Origin of the sequence: Rhizorhabdus histidinilytica (assembly GCF_900167915.1) — a bacterium.
In the GTDB taxonomy this organism is placed as follows: Bacteria; Pseudomonadota; Alphaproteobacteria; order Sphingomonadales; family Sphingomonadaceae; genus Rhizorhabdus; species Rhizorhabdus histidinilytica.
In genome coordinates this window covers 223,858-241,157 of the sequence record NZ_FUYM01000010.1, presented here as the reverse complement: position 1 = coordinate 241,157, position 17,300 = coordinate 223,858, and the positions used below count along the sequence as shown (strand labels likewise).

At 67.0% G+C, this 17,300-nt stretch carries 15 protein-coding genes; 6 read left to right on the top strand and 9 right to left on the bottom strand.

Annotated features, from left to right (window positions below; translation table 11 throughout):
• The 9 genes from B5X82_RS20385 to B5X82_RS20345 form a co-directional block, all read right to left on the bottom strand.
• Positions 1-377 (bottom strand): acyl-CoA dehydrogenase family protein (locus tag B5X82_RS20385; RefSeq protein WP_176152642.1); only part of this gene is annotated, 377 nt, incomplete at its 3' end.
• A gap of 23 nt (positions 378-400) precedes the next feature.
• Positions 401-793, bottom strand: a complete 393-nt coding sequence (locus B5X82_RS20380; RefSeq protein ID WP_079650005.1) for a RidA family protein — start codon at positions 791-793, stop codon at positions 401-403.
• Entirely contained in the window at positions 790-1,971 is a 1,182-nt protein-coding gene (locus tag B5X82_RS20375) for an acyl-CoA dehydrogenase family protein (protein ID WP_079650004.1), read from the bottom strand. Before B5X82_RS20375 ends, B5X82_RS20380 begins: the two co-directional genes overlap by 4 nt.
• Position 1,972: 1 nt before the next feature.
• Complete coding sequence (locus tag B5X82_RS20370; RefSeq protein WP_079650003.1) at positions 1,973-2,791, bottom strand: enoyl-CoA hydratase family protein; 819 nt, start codon at positions 2,789-2,791, stop codon at positions 1,973-1,975.
• A gap of 9 nt (positions 2,792-2,800) precedes the next feature.
• Positions 2,801-3,562 carry an SDR family NAD(P)-dependent oxidoreductase gene (locus tag B5X82_RS20365; RefSeq protein WP_079650002.1) on the bottom strand — a complete coding sequence of 254 codons (762 nt, stop codon included), beginning with the start codon at positions 3,560-3,562 and terminating at the stop codon, positions 2,801-2,803.
• A complete protein-coding gene (locus tag B5X82_RS20360; RefSeq protein WP_079650001.1) occupies positions 3,559-5,874 on the bottom strand; it encodes a bifunctional salicylyl-CoA 5-hydroxylase/oxidoreductase in 2,316 nt (771 codons plus the stop codon). The genes B5X82_RS20365 and B5X82_RS20360 overlap by 4 nt, the downstream gene beginning before the upstream one ends.
• Positions 5,875-5,952: 78 nt before the next feature.
• A complete protein-coding gene (locus tag B5X82_RS20355) occupies positions 5,953-7,986 on the bottom strand; it encodes a 3-hydroxyacyl-CoA dehydrogenase NAD-binding domain-containing protein (protein ID WP_079650000.1) in 2,034 nt (677 codons plus the stop codon).
• Between the two features lie 29 nt (positions 7,987-8,015).
• Positions 8,016-9,554 (bottom strand): benzoate-CoA ligase family protein, encoded by a 1,539-nt coding sequence (locus B5X82_RS20350; protein WP_235862745.1) that lies wholly within the window; start codon positions 9,552-9,554, stop codon positions 8,016-8,018.
• Positions 9,555-9,700: 146 nt separating this feature from the next.
• Positions 9,701-10,186 carry a MarR family winged helix-turn-helix transcriptional regulator gene (locus tag B5X82_RS20345; RefSeq protein ID WP_079649998.1) on the bottom strand — a complete coding sequence of 162 codons (486 nt, stop codon included), beginning with the start codon at positions 10,184-10,186 and terminating at the stop codon, positions 9,701-9,703.
• 271 nt (positions 10,187-10,457) lie between these two features.
• Here B5X82_RS20345 and B5X82_RS20340 point away from each other — a divergent pair, with 271 nt between their 5' ends.
• From B5X82_RS20340 to B5X82_RS20315, 6 genes are all read left to right on the top strand, one after another.
• Complete coding sequence (locus tag B5X82_RS20340; protein ID WP_079650019.1) at positions 10,458-11,081, top strand: TetR/AcrR family transcriptional regulator; 624 nt, start codon at positions 10,458-10,460, stop codon at positions 11,079-11,081.
• Positions 11,082-11,188: 107 nt separating this feature from the next.
• Positions 11,189-13,555 carry a TonB-dependent receptor gene (locus B5X82_RS20335; RefSeq protein WP_079649997.1) on the top strand — a complete coding sequence of 789 codons (2,367 nt, stop codon included), beginning with the start codon at positions 11,189-11,191 and terminating at the stop codon, positions 13,553-13,555.
• A gap of 61 nt (positions 13,556-13,616) precedes the next feature.
• The gene (locus B5X82_RS20330; RefSeq protein WP_079649996.1) at positions 13,617-14,855 is read left to right on the top strand and encodes an MFS transporter; all 1,239 of its coding nucleotides are present in this window, start codon (positions 13,617-13,619) and stop codon (positions 14,853-14,855) included.
• The gene (locus tag B5X82_RS20325; RefSeq protein ID WP_079649995.1) at positions 14,852-16,069 is read left to right on the top strand and encodes a cytochrome P450; all 1,218 of its coding nucleotides are present in this window, start codon (positions 14,852-14,854) and stop codon (positions 16,067-16,069) included. Before B5X82_RS20330 ends, B5X82_RS20325 begins: the two co-directional genes overlap by 4 nt.
• A complete protein-coding gene (locus tag B5X82_RS20320) occupies positions 16,066-16,530 on the top strand; it encodes a VOC family protein (RefSeq protein WP_176152641.1) in 465 nt (154 codons plus the stop codon). The genes B5X82_RS20325 and B5X82_RS20320 overlap by 4 nt, the downstream gene beginning before the upstream one ends.
• Complete coding sequence (locus B5X82_RS20315) at positions 16,514-17,290, top strand: SDR family NAD(P)-dependent oxidoreductase (RefSeq protein WP_079649993.1); 777 nt, start codon at positions 16,514-16,516, stop codon at positions 17,288-17,290. The genes B5X82_RS20320 and B5X82_RS20315 overlap by 17 nt, the downstream gene beginning before the upstream one ends.
• The last annotated feature ends 10 nt before the right edge of the window (positions 17,291-17,300 follow it).

Genomic DNA, 17,300 nt, shown 5'->3' with positions numbered 1-17,300 from the left:
GGAAGATAACGGCGCTTCTGCTCCTCCGATCCATAGGCGTAGATCGGGTACATGACGAGGCTCGACTGCACCGACATCATCGAACGATAGCCCGAGTCCACCCGCTCGACCTCGCGCGCGACCAGGCCGTAGGCGACATAGGACGCGCCGGCGCCGCCGAACTCATCGGGAACGGTGACGCCGAGCAGGCCCTGCGCGCCCATCTCCCGGAAGATCTCCGGATCGGTATGTTCCTCGGCATAGGCCTTGATCACGCGCGGCTGCAGCCGTTCCTGCGCATAGGCGTGGGCGGCGTCGCGGATCATCCGCTCGTCGTCGGTCAACTGGTCATCGAGCTGGAACGGATCGGCCCAGTCGAAGCGGCTCATCTGGCTCATGGCGGAATCCTCGGAGTGAATCGTCAGTCGGGAACGACGGCGGTGGTCTCGATCTCGATCAGGGCCTCGTCTTCCATCAGCGCGACCACCTGGACGACCGCCATGGTAGGGAAGACCTTGCCCATGATCGAGCGATAGATTTCGCCGATCCTGCGCAGTTCGCGCAGATAGGCCTGCTTGTCGGTGACGTACCAGGTCATCCGCACGACATGCTCGGGCCGGGCGCCGCCCTCGGCGAGCAGCGTGACGAGGTTGCGTAATATCTGCTCGAACTGGCCGGGAAGGTCCTTGGCGACAAAGGTCTCCTCCTCGTTCCAGCCGATCAGGCCGGCGACATAGATCGTGCGTCCGCGGACCTCGATCGCGTTGGCATATCCCCTGGGGCGCGGCCAGCCCTCCGGCTGCAGGATTCTCATGCTTTCCTCCCTTGCGCTTCGGCAATCGCCGCGCGCGCGATCACGACCTTCTGGACTTCGCTCGCGCCCTCGTAGATGCGCAGCGCCCGGATCTCGCGATAGAGCCGTTCGACCATGTTGCCGCGCACCACGCCGGCGCCGCCGAACAGCTGGACGGCCTTGTCGATGGTGAGCTGCGCGGTGTCGGTGGCGTGGAGCTTGGCCATGGCGGCCTCGCGGGTGATGCGCGGCTGGCCCTGGTCCTTGGCCCAGGCCGCGCGATAGATGAGCAGCGCGCTACTGTCGTTGCCGAGCGCCATGTCGGCCAGGGCGGCCTGGGTGAGCTGCAGATCGGACAGCGGCGCCCCAAACAACTCCCGCGATGTGGCGCGGCCGAGCGCTTCATCGGTCGCGCGGCGCGCGAAGCCGAGCGCCGCCGCGCCGACCGTCGAGCGCAGCATGTCGAGCGTAGCCATGGCGACCTTGAACCCCTGTCCCGCCTCGCCGAGGAGATGGTCGTCGGGGACGAAGCACTCGTCGAAGCGGATGGTGGCGAGCGGGTGCGGCGCGATCACGTCGATCCGTTCGGTGATCGAAAAGCCCTTGGTAGCCGTCGGAAAGGCGAAGGCGGAGATGCCGCGCGCGCCGGGCGCCTCGCCGCTGCGTGCGAAGACGGTCAGCAGGTCGGCGATCGTCCCGTTCGAGATCCAGGTCTTCTCGCCATCGATGATCCAGCCGCCCTCGACGCGGCGGGCGCTGGTCGTCATCGCCGCGACGTCCGAGCCCGCCTCCTTCTCCGACAGGGCGAAGCCCGCGATCATCTCGCCGGCCGCGACCTTGGGAAGATAGGCCTGCTTGATCGCCTCCGACCCGAACAGGCTGATCGCGCCGGTGCCCAGCCCCTGCATCGCGAAGACGAAGTCGGCCAGACCCGAATGATAGGCGAGGATCTGCCGCGACAGGCACAGCGTGCGGACGTCGACGGGGCTGTTGAGTCCGCCATGGTTGCTCGGCACCGTCGCGCGCAGGAAATCCGCCTGGCCGAGCAGCTTGACGAGATGGCGACAGTCGGCGTCGACATCGCTTCCCTCGGCGTGGAGCGCATCGGCATGGGTCCGGCACCACGCCTCGAGATCGGCGGCATAGCTCCGATGCCGCTGCTCGAAGAACGGCCAGGAGAGATAGGTCTGGTCGGCCATGTCAGTCCCCCGCGAAGGTCGGCCGCTGCTTGGCGACGAAGGCATGGTAGGCGCGCTCGAAGTCGCGGGTCTGCATGCAGATCGCCTGGGCCTGGGCCTCGGCCTCGATCGCGGTCTCGATCGGCATCGCCCATTCCATGTCGAGCTGGTTCTTGGTCATGCCATGGGCGAAGGTCGGCCCGTTCGCCAGCATCGCCGCATAGGCGGTCGCCTCGCCCTGGAGGGCGCCGGCGTCCACCACCCGGTTGAAGAAGCCCCAGCGCTCCCCTTCCTCGGCGGAGAAGGACCGGCCGCTGAACAGCAGGTCGGCGGCGCGGCCATGGCCGATGATCCGCGGCAGGATGGCGCAGGCCCCCATGTCCGCCCCGGCGAGGCCGACGCGGGTGAACAGGAAAGCGGTCTTGGCGGCCGGCGTCGCGAAGCGGATGTCGGACGCCATGGCAAGGATCGCTCCCGCGCCCGCGCACACGCCGTCGACCGCCGCGACGATCGGCTGCGGGCAGTTGCGCATCGCCTTGACGAGGTCGCCTGTCATCCGGGTGAAGGCGAGCAGGCCGGTCATGTCCATCCCGGTCAGCGGGCCGATGATCTCGTGCACGTCGCCGCCCGAGCAGAAATTGCCCCCGGCGCCGGTGATCACGACCGCCTTGACGTCGGGCGCGTAGACGAGGTCGCGGAACATGTCGCGCAGCTCGGCATAGGATTCGAAGGTCAGCGGATTCTTCCGCTCGGGCCGGTTCAGCGTCACCGTGGCGACCTTGTCGGCGAAAGCGAAGGCGAAATGCTTCGGGGCGAAGCTGCCGGGGTCAAACATCGACATGGTCCTTCTTCACATGATCTCGCCGCCGGCGACGACGATCGCCTGGCCCGTCACCGATCGCGCCGCGTCGGACGCCAGCCAGAGGACCGTGCCGAGGATCTCGGCCGGGTCGATCAGCCGGCCCTGCGGATTGGCGCCGGTGAAGGTCGCCATCGCCTCGGTCTCGCTCCGGCCCGTCCTGGCGACGATATTGGCGACGGCGTCGTGGACGATGTCGGTGTCGGCATATCCAGGGCAGATTGCGTTGACCGTGATCGCGGTGCCGGCCAGTTCCAGCGCCAGCGCCCGCGTCATCCCCAGCAACGCATGCTTGGTTGCGGTATAGGCACTGACATAGGCATAGCCCTTGAGCGACGCCGTGGATGCGATGTTGACGATCCGCGCGGCCGGCAGGGCGCGCATGGCCGGAAGCACCGCCCGGCTGGCGTGAACAGCCCCCATCACATTGGTGCGCCACAGCCTGTCCCACAGCGCATCCGGGCTTTTCGCGAACGGCGCCGTCTCGACGATCCCGGCGCCGTTCACCAGCAGGTCGACCGGGCCGTTGCGCCCGATCGCCTGCTCCACGGCGGCCGTGACCGCCGCCTCGTCGCCGACGTCGCAGCCGAGCGCGAGCATGCCGTCATGCTCGCGGGCGACCGCCGCGAGACGTTCCTCGTTGCGGCCGAGGATCGTGACCTGCCAGCCGGCCTCAGCCAGGCCGGTCGCCACCGCCCGGCCGATGCCGCTGCCGCCGCCCGTCACCAGCGCATGCCGGCGGGCGGCCGTCACTTGACGACCGCCATCTGGCCGGCGCGGCTGGCGTTCAGCTTCGCCTGGAAATAGCCGCTCTTGTACTGGACCGGGACGGGGGCGTCGTCGATCTGCTGAGCGGCGGCCGCGTGGATCGTCCAGTTCGGGTCCATCTGGTGGGGGCGTCCCATCGCGCAGAGATCGGCACGGCCGGCGGCGATGATCGAATTGACGTGGTCGATCTCCCAGATATTGCCGACCGCCATCGTCGCGACGCCGAGCTCGTTGCGGATCTGGTCGGAGAAGGGCACCTGGAACATGCGCCCGTAGACCGGCTTCTCGGCCTTGGAGACCTGACCCGAGGAGACATCGACCAGATCGACGCCGGCCTCCCTGAACGCGCGGGCGATCTCTACCGCCTCGTCGGGGGTGACGCCGTCATCGCCGACCCAGTCATGCGCCGAGATGCGCACCGACATCGGCTTGTCGGCGGGCCATGCCGCCCGCATCGCGCGGAACACCTCCAGCGGGTAGCGCAGCCGGTTCGCCAGGCTGCCGCCATAGTCGTCGGTGCGCCTGTTCTGGGTCGGGCTGATGAAGCCTGACATCAGATAGCCATGGCCGCAATGGAACTCGACCATGTCGAACCCGGCGGCTTCCGCACGCCGCGTCGCCTCGACGAACTGGTCGCGAATGGCGTCCATGGCGGCACGGTCGAGCGCGACCGGCACCTGGTTCTCGGGGGAATAAGCGACGTTCGACGGGGCGACGACGGGCCAGTTGCCGACGTCGAGCGGCTTGTCGATCCCTTCCCAGGCGACGCGGGTGGAGCCCTTCGATCCGCTATGGCCGATCTGCATGCAGATACGGGCGCCGGGGGTACGGTGGACGAAATCGGTGATCCGGCGCCATCCCGCGACCTGCGCATCGTTCCAGATGCCGGTGCAGCCCGGCGTGATCCGCCCTTCGGGAGAGACGCAGGTCATCTCGGTGACGATCAGGCCGGCGCCGCCCAGCGCGCGCGCGCCGTAATGGACCAGGTGGAAATCGTCGGGCACGCCGTCGACCGCGGAGTACATCGCCATGGGCGACATGACGATACGGTTGCGCAGGGTCATGTCGCGCATCCTGAACGGCATGAACATCGGCGGCACCGGCCCGGTGATCGGCTGTCCGAATGCCGCCTCGGCGAGGTTCTTCTCCAGCTCGGCGAGCCAGGCGGGGTCGCGCATCCGCAGATTCTCGTGGCTCACCCGCTGGCTGCGCGTCAGCAGCGTGTAGGTGAACTGCATCGGGTCCATCTTCAGATAGCGATCGAGATGCTCGAACCATTCGGTCGAGTTGCGCGCCGCGTTCTGGAGCTTGACCACCTCGAGCTGGCGTTCCTCCTGATATTCGGCGAGCGCCCCGGTCAGCGCGCCGGTGGTCGTGCCCGGCCGGTTGAGGACCTCGGCCAGCTTGATGGCATCCTCCAGCGCCAGCTTGGTGCCCGAGCCGATCGAGAAATGGGCGGTGTGCGCGGCGTCGCCGAGCAGGATGATGTTCTCGTGGCTCCACTGGCGGCAGATGATCCGCGGGAAGTTGATCCACGCCGATCCCCGGATATGGGCGGCGTTGGTCATCAGCCCGTGGCCGCCGAGATGATCCGCGAAGATTTCCTCGCACAGGCGGCAGCTGTCCGCCTGGCTCATCTCGCCGAAGCCCGCCCGTTCATAGGTTTCGGGCGAACATTCGACGATGAACGTCGCCGTATTGGCGTCGAACTGATAGGCATGCGCCCAGATCCAGCCGAAGCGCGTGTTCTTGAAGATGAAGTTGAAGGCGTCGAAGCGCTGGTGGGTGCCGAGCCAGACGAATTTGTTGCGCTTGACGTCGATGTCGGTCTGGAAGCTGTCCTCGTAGTGGCGGCGCAGCTTGCTGTTCAGGCCATCGGCGGCGATCACCAGGTCATGGCCCGCCAGGAAGTCGCTGTCGGGCTCGACCTCGACCTGATACTCGATCCTGACGCCGAGTTCGGTCGCGCGATCCTGCAGGATGTTGAGCAGGCGCTTGCGGCCGATGCCGATGAAGCCGTGGCCACCCGATCGGGTGCTGACCTTGCGGTCGCCGTCCTCGATATGGACTTCGATGTCGTCCCAATGGGCGAGCTCGTCGATCATCGTCTGCGCGCTCTGCGGATCGTTGGCCTGCAGATGCTCCATCGTCTGGTCGGAGAAGACGACGCCCCAGCCGAAGGTATCCCCGGCCCGGTTGCGCTCGTAGATCGTGATGTCGTGCGACGGATCGCGAAGCTTCATCGAGATCGCGAAATATAGCCCGGCGGGGCCACCGCCGACGCATGCCACCTTCATGCAAGGCTCTCCATATCTGCCGTCGGAACAGGCCTATGCCTCCTCCGGATTTATTTCAAGTCTAAAATAGATTCAGTGTCAGGCCGCCTGCGGATCATCGAAACGCTCGCCCCGAGAGGCCTTTTCGGCGAGCAGCGGGGCCACCGGCATGCCATGTACCCGGAGCCGTTCGACGATGCGCGCGAGGCCTGTGCGCTCCGCCCAGTGCATCGGGCCGCCGAGATAGGACGGCCAGCCATAGCCGTTGACCCACACCACATCGATGTCCGAGGCACGCTGCGCGATGCCTTCGCCAAGCAGGCGCGCACCCTCGTCGACCATGGCGTACAGCGTCCGTTCGAGAATGTCGTCGCGCGGAACATCCCGGCGCGTCCTGCCCTGGCTGCGGGCGAAGGCATCGATGATCGCCAGTGCCTCCGCCGACGGCGCCGCCTGCCGCTTCTCGTCATAATCATAATAGCCCCTGCCGACCTTCTGGCCCAGGCGTCCCGCGGCGCACAGCGCATCGCGGACATTCTCCACCCGCGTGGGATCGCGGTGCCAGCCGATGTCCACGCCGGCGAGATCGGACATCCGGAACGGGCCCATCGGCATGCCGAAGCCGACATGCGCCTCGTCGATATCCCAGGGGGTGACGCCTTCGAGCAGCAGCTCGTACGCCTCGCTGCGGCGGCGCGCGAGCAACCGGTTCCCGATGAAACCATAGCCGTTCCCGGCGACGACCGCGATCTTGCCGATCCGCTTGGCCAGTGCCATCGCCGTCGCCAGCACGCGGGACGACGTCCGGGTGGCGCGAACGACCTCCAGCAGCTTCATGATATTCGCGGGCGAGAAGAAATGGAGGCCGACGACATATTCGGGCCGCCCCGTCGCCGCGGCTATCTCGTCGATGTCGAGATAGCTGGTGTTGGTGGCGAGGATCGCGCCCGGCCGCGCGACCGCGTCGATCCGGGCGAACACCTCGCGCTTCACCGTCATCAGTTCGAACACCGCTTCGATGATCAGATCGCAGCTGCCGAGCGCGGCATAATCGAGGGCGGTGGATAGCCGGGCCAGCGCCTGGTCGCAGTCATCCTGGACCATCCGGCCCTTGGCGACGCCGGTTTCGAAGGTCTGCCGGATATGGGCGAGACCGCGGTCGAGCGCTTCGGCGCTGGTTTCGAGCAGGACGACCCGCAGCCCCTTCGACAGGAAGGCCATGGCGATCCCGGCGCCCATCGTGCCGGCGCCGATGACGCCGACCGTCTCGATGGGGAGCGGCTCGATCGAGGCGTCCAGCCCGTCGATCCGGGCGGCCTTGCGTTCGGCGAAGAAATAATGGCGCAGCGCGGCGGACTGGTCGCCATCGACCAGTTGGCGGAACAGCCGCCGTTCGGTGGCGAGACCCTCGGCCAACGGCAGGTCGATGGCGGCGCGAAGCGCCTCGAAACAGGCCTGCGGCGCCGTCTGGCCGCGCAGCTTGCGCGCATGGGCCTGCGCGTAACGGTCGATCGCGGCCGCATCCCCAGCGGTCGGCCGTTCCCCCGTTCGGGGAAGAGGTCGCTGGTCGGCAATGGACTGCGCCCAGCGATGCGCTTCCTCGATCAGCGATCCCTCGGCGACATGATCGATGAGGCCGAGCTCCGCCGCCTTGCCCGCCGGGATCGGATCGCCGGAGAGGATCATGTCGGTGGCGGCGGCGATGCCGACCAGCCGGGGCAGCCGCTGCGTGCCGCCGGCGCCGGGGATCAGGCCCAGCTTGACCTCCGGCAAGCCGAGCCGGGCGGACGGCACCGCCACCCGATAGTGGCAGGCGAGCGCCACTTCGAGCCCGCCGCCCAGCGCGGTGCCGTGGATCGCGGCGACCACGGGCGTCCCGAGCGCCTCGATCGCGTTGCACAGGTCGGGGAGGATAGGGTCGAGCGGCGGCTTACCGAACTCGGAGATATCGGCTCCGGCAAAGAAGGTCCGGCCCGCGCAGGCGATGACGATCGCCTCGACTTCCGGCTGCCGGGCTCCTGCTTCCAGCGCCTCCAGCAGACTCTTGCGGATCGCATGGCCGAGCGCGTTGACCGGCGGATTATCGACCATGATCTCGAGGATCGTCCCCCGCAACGTCGCGGAAACGGCCATGGAATCTCCTTGTGCTGTGGCAAGCGACGTCAGGCGGCGGCTGGCTGCCGAAGCTTGTAGCGTTCGACCTTGCCGGTCGCCGTCTTGGGCAGGGCATCGAGGAATTCGATCCAGCGCGGATATTTATAGGGCGCCAACAACTGCTTCACATGCGCCTTCAACGCTGCCTCGATGGCGTCCGACGGGCTCTGGCCGTCGCCCAGCACGACGAACGCCTTGGGCTTGATCAGGCCTTGATCGTCGGTCCATCCTACCACGGCGGCTTCGCGCACCGCCTCGTGCGACAGCAGCGCGGTCTCCACCTCGAAGGGCGATACATAGATGCCGCTGACCTTCAGCATGTCGTCGGATCGGCCGCAATAGACGTAGCGGCCCTCGGCGTTGCGCAGGAATTTGTCCCCCGTCCGGGTCCATTCGCCAAGGAAGGTCGCCTGGGTCTTTTCCCGGTTGCACCAATAGCCGAGCGCGCTGGTGGGGCCCTTTACATGGAGCTCGCCGACCTCGCCGTCGGGAACGGCCCCGCCTGCCTCGTCGACCAGGCGCAGCTCATAGCCGTCGACCGGCCGGCCGGTGGTGCCGTAGGCGACGTCGCCGGGCCGGTTGGACAGGAAGATGTGGAACATCTCGGTCGAACCGATGCCGTCCAATATGTCGGTGCCATAGCGCGCGCGCCATTGCTCGCCGATCGGCCTGGGCAGCGCCTCCCCGGCGGAGGTGCACAGCCGCAGCGCCAGATGGCCGCGATCGGGTGCCTCGGGTGCGGCGAGCAGCGAGGCATAGAGGGTCGGGACACCGAAGAAGATCGTCGGGCGATGATCGATCAGGCGTTGCCACACCGCGTCGGCGGTCGGTCGGCCCGCCATCAGGATGGCGGTGGCGCCGACCGAGAAGGGGAAGACCAGCCCGTTGCCGAAGCCATAGCCGAAGAACAGCTTCGCCGCGGAATAGGTGACGTCATTCTCGTCCAGGCCGAGGATCTGGCGCGGATAGAGGCCCGTCAGCCGCTGCACGTTTGCGTGGGAATGGACGGTTCCCTTGGGGCGGCCGGTGGTGCCCGAGGAATATTGCCACAGGCACGGTTCATCGGCGCGCGTCTCGGCGGCCGCTGTGATCGGCTGCGCGCCGGCGACGGCGTCGGCAAAGGCGATCGTGCCCTCCGGGGCGGCGCCGTCGGCGACCAATATCCCCTGGAGATAGGGCTGTCCGGCGATGACGGGAGCAAGCGCGGGCCATGCGCCCGCCGAGGCGACCAGCAACCGGGCCCGGCTGTCGCGCAGCATGTAATCGAGATCGCTGCCCGGCAGCAGCGGGTTGACCATGACAGGGACGAGACCCGCCTTGATCGCGCCGAGCGCCGCCACCGGGAAATTGACCGAGTCCTGCAGGCAGAGGAGGATGCGGCTCTCCGCCGGAACGCCGAGCCCCGTCAGATAGCCCGCGAAGCGGTCGACGCGTTCGGCGACCTCGCGGTAGCTGTACCGCCCGAGATCGTCGATCACGGCGATCTTGTCGGCGCGATCGCCCAGATTGCGGTCGATGAGGTCGGCGGCGGCGTTGTAGCTCTGCACGGAATCAGCCTTTCCAGCTGTTGCCACTCCGGGCGTCGGCCGCCCCAGATATTTTAAACATATAATAATAGGGCGGCGTCAAGAGTTTATTGCGCTTTCCGCGGCCGGTCCTTCGCGCGGTCCGCGCGCGATCGGGCCAGCGACCGCTATTTTTCGTCGTCGGCGCCAATCGAGTGCTTCAGGACGGCGAGCAGCTTGTAGAGCTCGATATGGTCGTCGTCCGACAATTCGGCGAACATGCCCTGGATCCAGGAGCGATGCGCGGCCGCCAGTTCGGCGAAATGACGGCGGCCCAGGTCCGTTAGCCCGACGATCGACGAACGCCGGTCGTCCGGTGCGGGACGGCTCGAGACATAGCCGTCCGACTCGAGCTGCTTCACCAGCGCGGTCACATTGCCGTTGGAGACCAGCAGCGCGCGGGACAGTTCGCCCATCGACACGCCGTCGGGAAAGCGTTCGAGCGTCGCCATCACGTCGAACCGCGGCAGCGTCGTGTCATATTGGGCCACGAAGCGGCGACGCAGGCGCTTCTCGATGACGGTGACGCAGCTCAGCAGGCGCAGCCAGACACGCACGTCCATCTGGCCGGCCAACGCGCCATCATGTTTCTCGCGGATCGGCGCGGTCGCCATATTTCCTCCACTGCCTGCGGGCGGACTCTCCTGTCCACATTTCGGGGCAATGTTGCAAGCTTCAACGATATGGCGCGGCGGCTCGTCCCGCGGGCAGCGCGCCGAGGCCCGCATGGGGGCGTTCGAGGCGGCGGGCGCCGGTCCGGCCCGTTGGCCTGCGATCGGTTTCGGCGGGATCGAATCGGCTCGAAATAGCTTGACCGGGTGCGGCGATCGGCGCACCTCGCCGCGCATGGCAGGCCGCGCCCCTAAGTCCTACAAATCCACGCCCATGGCCATCATCGAAGCTGCCGAACGGCTGTTCGGCATCTATGGGATCGAAGCCGTCTCGCTGCGCCAAATCGGGATGGAGGCGAACGTCGCCAACAAGTCGGCGATCACCTATCATTTTGGCGACCGGGCGGAACTGGTCCGCGCGATCTGGCAGCACCGCCTGCCGACGCTCGAAGCGCGGCGGAAGATGCTGCTTCGCCAGATGCGTGAGCGGGGCGAGACGGAGAATCCTCATGCCGTGATGCGGCTGCTCGTACAGCCCAATTACGAATTGCTCGATCCCGAGGGCGTCCATCGCTACACCGCCTTTTTCCGTCACGCGCTGCGGTGGCGTACCGGCCAGGCGCTCCGCGCGCAGGAGATGGGCATCACCCCGGCCAGCCTTGAAGCCATGGACCTGCTCAAGTCGCTGGCGCCGGATCTTCCCGAAGACCTGCTCATGAACCGGCTGCGCTACGCCTGCTGCACCCTGTTCGACATGATCTACGATCGCGACTGCGACATCGCCGAGGGACGCCCGGTGATGCTGGAGGACGATTTCCTGGCCGAAGGCTTCGACATGATGGTGTCGATGTGCCTGCGGCCCGCCCGTTCAGGCGCTGGCGTCCGATCAAGCATGTGATGCCTTTCCTGCCGTGCACCGTCGCATCCTGACAGGGCGGTCGTCCTTGATCTAAGTAATGTTCCTCATTCAAAAGAAAATTGCCTTAGCTGGCTAGGGGAGGAACTATGCGTGTACTGAACAAGGCGCTGTTTCTGACGGTTTGCAGCGTGCCGACCATGGCGATCGCCCAGGTGACGCCGGCCGCCGCGGACGAGGGAGGCTTCACCGGGGTGGAGGAGATCGTCGTCACCGCGCAGAAGCGGGCCGAGAATCTCCAGAACGTGCCGATCGCGGTCAGCGCCTATTCGAGCGCGGCGCTCGAACAGAAGGGCGCGACCAACCTCGGCGCATTGTTCCAGACCCCGCCGCCTGGCGTCGTGATGCAGCCCTTCGCGGGCAGCCAGTCGCTGCTGATCGTCGACATGCGCGGCATCACCAATGCCGACCCCGGCCAGGGCACCACCGAACTTGGCACGGCCGTCTATGTCGACGACGTCTATCTGGGGCGCGGGCAGGGGCTCGGCGTCGAGTTGGCCGACCCCGAGCGGATCGAGGTGTTGCGTGGTCCGCAGGGTACGCTGTTCGGCCGCAACGCAGAGGGCGGAGCGATCCGCATCGTCACCAAGAAGCCGACCGGCGAGTTTGGCGGCACCGCTAAGGTGACTGTCGGCAACTACGACCAGCGCCGCTACGAGGCGCACCTCAACCTGCCGGCGATCGCCGGCTTCGCGATCAAGCTCGACTATCTGAATAGCCGGCATGACGGCTATACGAAGAACGGCCCGCGCGATCCCAAGCTGGCGCGCCAGGCGGATTTCGCCGCCTATGACGCCGAAGGCTATCGCGCCAGCGTGCGCTGGCAGCCGGTCGATACGGTCACGATCGATTATGCCTATGACCATAGCAAGACCAGGGACACCCGCGACTACAACATCCTGGCCCAGCCGCCTTTCGGGTTCCGGCCAGACGGCCCGCTGACGCCGCTGGCGACCTTCGGGGGCGCCCGGCCGCTGACCGACAGCATCCGCCGCCGCACCGACCACAGCTGGATCCCGATGTACAACGCGCCGTTCGACGTGAAGACGCTCGGCCATAGCCTGCAGGCCGAATGGGAGATCAGCGACAGCCTCAAGCTCCGCTCGATCAGCGCCTATCGCGAGACGCGGGAGAGCGGCGGGGGGCAGCTCGGCGGCGCCTTCACCCTCTCCTCACTCGGCCCGGCGGGCCAGCCGATCCAGGCGCTCATCCCCGGGTTGGGCACCGGCACGCTCGGCCTGCCGGCCTCGGTCACCCGCGTCTATGGCATCTCGGGCGTGGTGGCCTTCAACGATGTCGACCAGAAGCAGAAGAGCCAGGAATTCCAGCTCATCGGATCGACCGACCAGCTCGAATATGTCATGGGTCTCTATTATTTCAACGAGAAGGTCCGTGACACCCGCCAGAGCTTTCTGAGCATCATCTACACCGACCCGGCCTTCAGCAATGCGATCGCAACCAATCCGTTCACGGTCGGCAGCGCCACGTCGGGGCTGAGCTCGCAGCGCGCGGAATCCACGTCCTATGCCGCCTTTGCCCAGGCGACCTGGTCGCCCGCCTTCGCGGAGGACCGGCTGCACCTGACCGCCGGCCTGCGCTACACCAACGATAAGAAGACCTTCCTGCGCACCATGAACGGCGGTGCAGCCGTCAACCTTGTCGGGCAGCCCTTCCGCGAAAAGCGCTTCGATCCCGCCTTCACTATCGCCTATGATCTGGCGGACAATATCCACAGCTATGCCCGCTACGCCCAGGCATATCGCGCCGGCGGCGTGTCGGTTCGCTCGCCGGGCTTCAAGCCCTTCGGCGCGGAGGTCAACAAGGCCTACGAGATCGGCGTGAAGAGCGACCTGCTCGATCGGCGGCTGCGGGTCAACGCGGCGTTGTTCGAGAATCGCATCCACAACCGCCAGATCACGGTCCAGCTCGATCCGACCGGCAACCCTGCGGTTACCGACACGCTCAATGCGCCTGGCGTCACCCGTATCCGCGGCGGAGAACTCGAAATCGTGGCGGTGCCGACCAACGGCCTCCAGACCTCGCTGAGCTACGGCTATCTCAAGGGTCGCCGACCGCCGAGCTACCGCACGCTCGATCCCAATGCCGAGGTCCGCATCCAGAGCCTGCCCAAGCATTCGGTGACCGCGGCGCTCGACTGGGCCTTCCCGGAAGCGGATTTCGGCCAGTTTGTCCTGCACGTCGACTATGCGATGGCGAGCAAGACGCCGGGCACTGGCCGCGTCGCCTTCGGCGCCTATGCGTTCGATATCGATCGCGACGTCGCGAACGCACGATTCAGCCTCCAGAATATTTCGGTCGGGCCGACCAGGCTGCGCGTCTCGGCGTTCGTCAAGAACCTGTTCGATACCGCTTATCCGGTGTTCACCGCGCCGGGCGCCAACGCGATCCTCTCGCCGCCGCGCACCTACGGGCTCGAGCTCAGCGCAAGCTTCTGACGGTGACTGACGGTGCCGGAGCGCATGCCGGCACCGTCTTTTTTCCTTGATAAGGCGATAGATGACCGATCCGCCGATCCATCGCGCAAGCCAGGAATGGCGCACCCATTGGCGCAGCGTCGCTACCGCCTCGGTGGGCGTGGCGACGGGCTTCTCGATGCTTCAATTCAGCGCGAGCCTGTTCATCCAGCCCTGGGAGACGGCATTCGGCTGGACCCGCGGGGAGATCGCGCTCGCCCATAATGGCATGCTCGTGACGGCGGTGCTGTCGCCCTTCGCCGGTGCCCTGCTCGATCGCTTCGGGGTGCGGCGGCCGCTGCTGGCGGCGATGTCGCTGACCGGCATCGCCTATCTGGCGATGACCATGCTCAGCGGCTCGCTGGTCCAGTTCTACGCCACCTATTTCTTCCTACAGCTCGTCGGCATCCTGACCACGGGGCTGGCCTTCACCCGCGTGGTCGCGGCGCGGTTCAACGCCTCGCGCGGTCTCGCCCTGGCCTGTACCCGGATCGGCATATCGCTGCTTGGCCTCGTGCTGCCCGCGATCCTTCAGCGGCTGATCACGAACGAAGGCTGGCAGGCCGGTTTCCTGCTGCTCGCCGGGATCGTGCTGCTGGTCGGCCTGCCGGTCTGCTGGTTCGGTATCCATGATCTGGACAGCGCCGACCGAAAATCGGCTGTCCCGGCCACCAAAACCTCCTTCCTCAATCTCGCGCGCCGCGACTATCGGGTCGCGCTGCTCTGCCTGTGCGCCGGGCTCGGCTATGCGCCGCTCTCGGCGATCCTCAGCCAGTTCCAGCCGCTGCTGACCGAGAAGGGCATCGCCGCCGGCATGGCCGCGACGCTGACCGGGGTGCTCGCCGGCTCGGTGCTGATCGGCACGCTCGTTTCGGGCACGCTTGTCGACAGGGTCTGGGCGCCGCTGGTCGCCTGCCTGTTCAGCCTGGGGCCGATGCTCGGCTGCCTGATGCTGATAGGGTCCTCCCCCTCGCTCACAACCGCGCTGGTCGCGGCGGTGCTGATCGGCATGGCTCAGGGTGCGGAGATCGACATCGTCGCCTATCTCTGCGCGCGCTATTTCGGCCTCCGCCATTATTCGACGATCTACGGCAGCACGGTGATGGTGATGGTGCTGATGTCGGTGGTCGGTCAGGTCGGCATCGGCATGCTGCACGATCGTTTCGGCGACTATCGCGCCGGGCTGCTGGCCGCCATCGCCGCACTCGGGCTGTCGCTGGTCACCTATCTGCTGCTTGGCCCCTACCCCCCTTCCGACAGGCTTCGCGAGGAACCCGCATGAACGCCGATGTCCCCAATTATGACCGGGTCGCAAAGCCCGCCCATGTCCCTGACGAACTGGTCGTCGACTTCGACTATTTCCATCCGCCCGGCATCGACGAGGGCACTGTCTATACCGCCTGGCGCCGGCTCCACGACGGTCCCGACATCGTCTGGACGCCGCATAATGGCGGTCACTGGATACTGACCCGCGCCGAGGACATCCGCTGGGTCCAGGAAACCTATCAGACGTTCAGCCATGAGGTGTTCACCATCCCGCGCGGCGCGAGCCCGGTGCGGATGCCGCCGCTGACGGTCGATCCGCCGCTCCATGCGCGCTACCGGGCGGTGCTCAACCCCTCCTTCACTCCCAAGCGGGTACAGGCGCTGGGCGAGCAGGTCCGCGCGCTCACTATCGAATTGATCGAGAAGCTGCGCCCGCTCGGCCGATGCGAGTTCGTCGGGCAGTTCGCGCGGATCATGCCGGTCACCATCTTCCTCGGCATCGTCGACCTGCCGCTCGACCGGCGCGACGAGTTCGTCGAGTGGGCGGTCGGCTATATCGACGCCAGCGACCAGCCGACCAAGGACCATTATCTCGGCAAGGTCGTGGCCTATCTGCGCGAGGTGCTCGACGCGCGTGCCGCGGAGCCCGGCGACGACCTGCTGAGCCGCATCGCCGGCTGGCGCGGCAATCCTCGCTTCGGCGGCGAGCATGAGGTGATCGGCATGGCGATGCTGGTCTTCTTCGGCGGGCTCGACACGGTGGCGAACATGCTGTCCTTCACCGCCTGGCACCTGGCGGAGCATCCCGAACTGCATCGCCGCCTGCGCGACGATCCCTCGATCGCGGCACGCGCCGCCGAGGAATATATCCGCCGCCACGGCCTTTCCAATACCGGCCGGCTGGTGAAGCATGACGTCACCTACAAGGGCGTGACCTTCAAGGCCGACGAGATGGTCATGGTGCCGATCTCGATGTCGAGCATGGACGATCGTCTCCACGCCGATCCGCTGACCGTCGATTTCGACCGGGAGACGCCGGCGCACGATACCTTCGGCAACGGACCGCACAAATGCGTCGGCGCGCCGCTCGCCCGCTCCGAGCTGAGCATCTTCCTGGAGGAATGGACGAAGCGCATGCCTGCGGTCCGGCTCGATCCCGCGCATCGGCCGCACAGCCATTCGGGGTCGGTCAACGGCGTGTCGAGCCTCCATCTGGAATGGGACATATGAGTGCGGCGCTGCCCCTGACCGGCTTCTACCAATTCGGCTTCGTCACCCGCGATCTCGACGCCGCGACCGCGCGGCTCGGCGCCCGCTACGGGATCGCGCACTTCCGCCGCAGGCAGGCCAATCCCTGGATGGAAACGGCGCATGCCTATGCCGGCCCGTCGATGATAGAGATCATCGCGGTCGGCGAGGCGGCGCCGGCACTGTACCGCGATCATCTCCCCGATGACGGCATCGCGCGTCTCCACCACCTCGGCTACCGGATCGCCGGTGCGGCGGGCTGGGAAGCCTTGGAAGAAGCGATCTCCGCGAGCGGTCTCGCCGCGCCGATGAAGGGCGCGGTCATGGATGGTCATCTGCGCTACGCCTATGTCGACACCCGCGCCGACCTGGGCATCTACACCGAATATGTCTGCCTGACCGGGCCGGCCGAAAGGCTCTACGACGATGTCCCGCGCCACTGATGCCGCGGCGCTCGCCGCGATGTTCGGCCTCGTCGGCCGGGTGGCGCTGGTCACCGGTGGCGCGGTGGGAATGGGCCGGGCCAGCGCTGTAGCGCTCGCCGCCGCCGGGGCGACGGTGATCCTCGCCGACGAGGAGGAGCGCCTCCCGCGCGGGCGGGAGATCGCCGCGGAGCTGGGGGCCGAGGCGATCGCGGTAGACGTGACGTCCGAGGCTTCGGTCGCGGCACTGTTCTCCGATATCGGCGATCGCCACGGCCGGCTCGACATCCTCGTCAACGCCGTGGTGCTCAACCACAACCGGTCGACGCTCGAGATCGACGCCGCCGAATGGGACCATGTCCAGGCCGTCAACCTGCGCAGCGCCTTCCTCGCCACCAAGGGGGCGGTGCGGCTGATGCGCCGGGCCGGCGGCGGGCGGATCGTCAACATGACGACGATCGGCAGCCGCCACCCGGTGCTGCACGGCAACGGCGCCTATTCGGCGTCCCGAGCGGGGCTCAACCAGTTCACGCTCAACTGCGCACTCGACTTCGCCGCCGACAACATCACCGCCAACGCGATCCTGCCCGGCGCGATCATCACCGAGACGGTGGCCGCCAACGTGCCGCGCAGCGGCCCCGGCACCGATCGGGCGCGCATGCTGCATGGCTATGGCACGCCCGAGGACGTGGCTGGCGCGGTGCTGCTGCTGGCCGGCCCCGCCGGCCGCTACATCAGCGGCCAGATGATCGCCGTCGACGGCGGCTTCCTGATTTCCTGAAATCCCGGAG

What these genes read in the sequence shown, in the direction of transcription:
- B5X82_RS20370 (WP_079650003.1), bottom strand. Translation starts at nt 2,791, where the DNA reads ATGTCGATGTTTGACCCCGGCAGCTTCGCCCCGAAGCATTTCGCCTTC.
- B5X82_RS20360 (WP_079650001.1), bottom strand. Translation starts at nt 5,874, where the DNA reads ATGAAGGTGGCATGCGTCGGCGGTGGCCCCGCCGGGCTATATTTCGCG.
- B5X82_RS20330 (WP_079649996.1), top strand. Translation starts at nt 13,617, where the DNA reads ATGACCGATCCGCCGATCCATCGCGCAAGCCAGGAATGGCGCACCCAT.
- B5X82_RS20325 (WP_079649995.1), top strand. Translation starts at nt 14,852, where the DNA reads ATGAACGCCGATGTCCCCAATTATGACCGGGTCGCAAAGCCCGCCCAT.
- B5X82_RS20340 (WP_079650019.1), top strand. Translation starts at nt 10,458, where the DNA reads ATGGCCATCATCGAAGCTGCCGAACGGCTGTTCGGCATCTATGGGATC.
- B5X82_RS20375 (WP_079650004.1), bottom strand. Translation starts at nt 1,971, where the DNA reads ATGGCCGACCAGACCTATCTCTCCTGGCCGTTCTTCGAGCAGCGGCAT.
- B5X82_RS20335 (WP_079649997.1), top strand. Translation starts at nt 11,189, where the DNA reads ATGCGTGTACTGAACAAGGCGCTGTTTCTGACGGTTTGCAGCGTGCCG.
- B5X82_RS20380 (WP_079650005.1), bottom strand. Translation starts at nt 793, where the DNA reads ATGAGAATCCTGCAGCCGGAGGGCTGGCCGCGCCCCAGGGGATATGCC.
- B5X82_RS20315 (WP_079649993.1), top strand. Translation starts at nt 16,514, where the DNA reads ATGTCCCGCGCCACTGATGCCGCGGCGCTCGCCGCGATGTTCGGCCTC.
- B5X82_RS20355 (WP_079650000.1), bottom strand. Translation starts at nt 7,986, where the DNA reads ATGGCCGTTTCCGCGACGTTGCGGGGGACGATCCTCGAGATCATGGTC.
- B5X82_RS20320 (WP_176152641.1), top strand. Translation starts at nt 16,066, where the DNA reads ATGAGTGCGGCGCTGCCCCTGACCGGCTTCTACCAATTCGGCTTCGTC.
- B5X82_RS20345 (WP_079649998.1), bottom strand. Translation starts at nt 10,186, where the DNA reads ATGGCGACCGCGCCGATCCGCGAGAAACATGATGGCGCGTTGGCCGGC.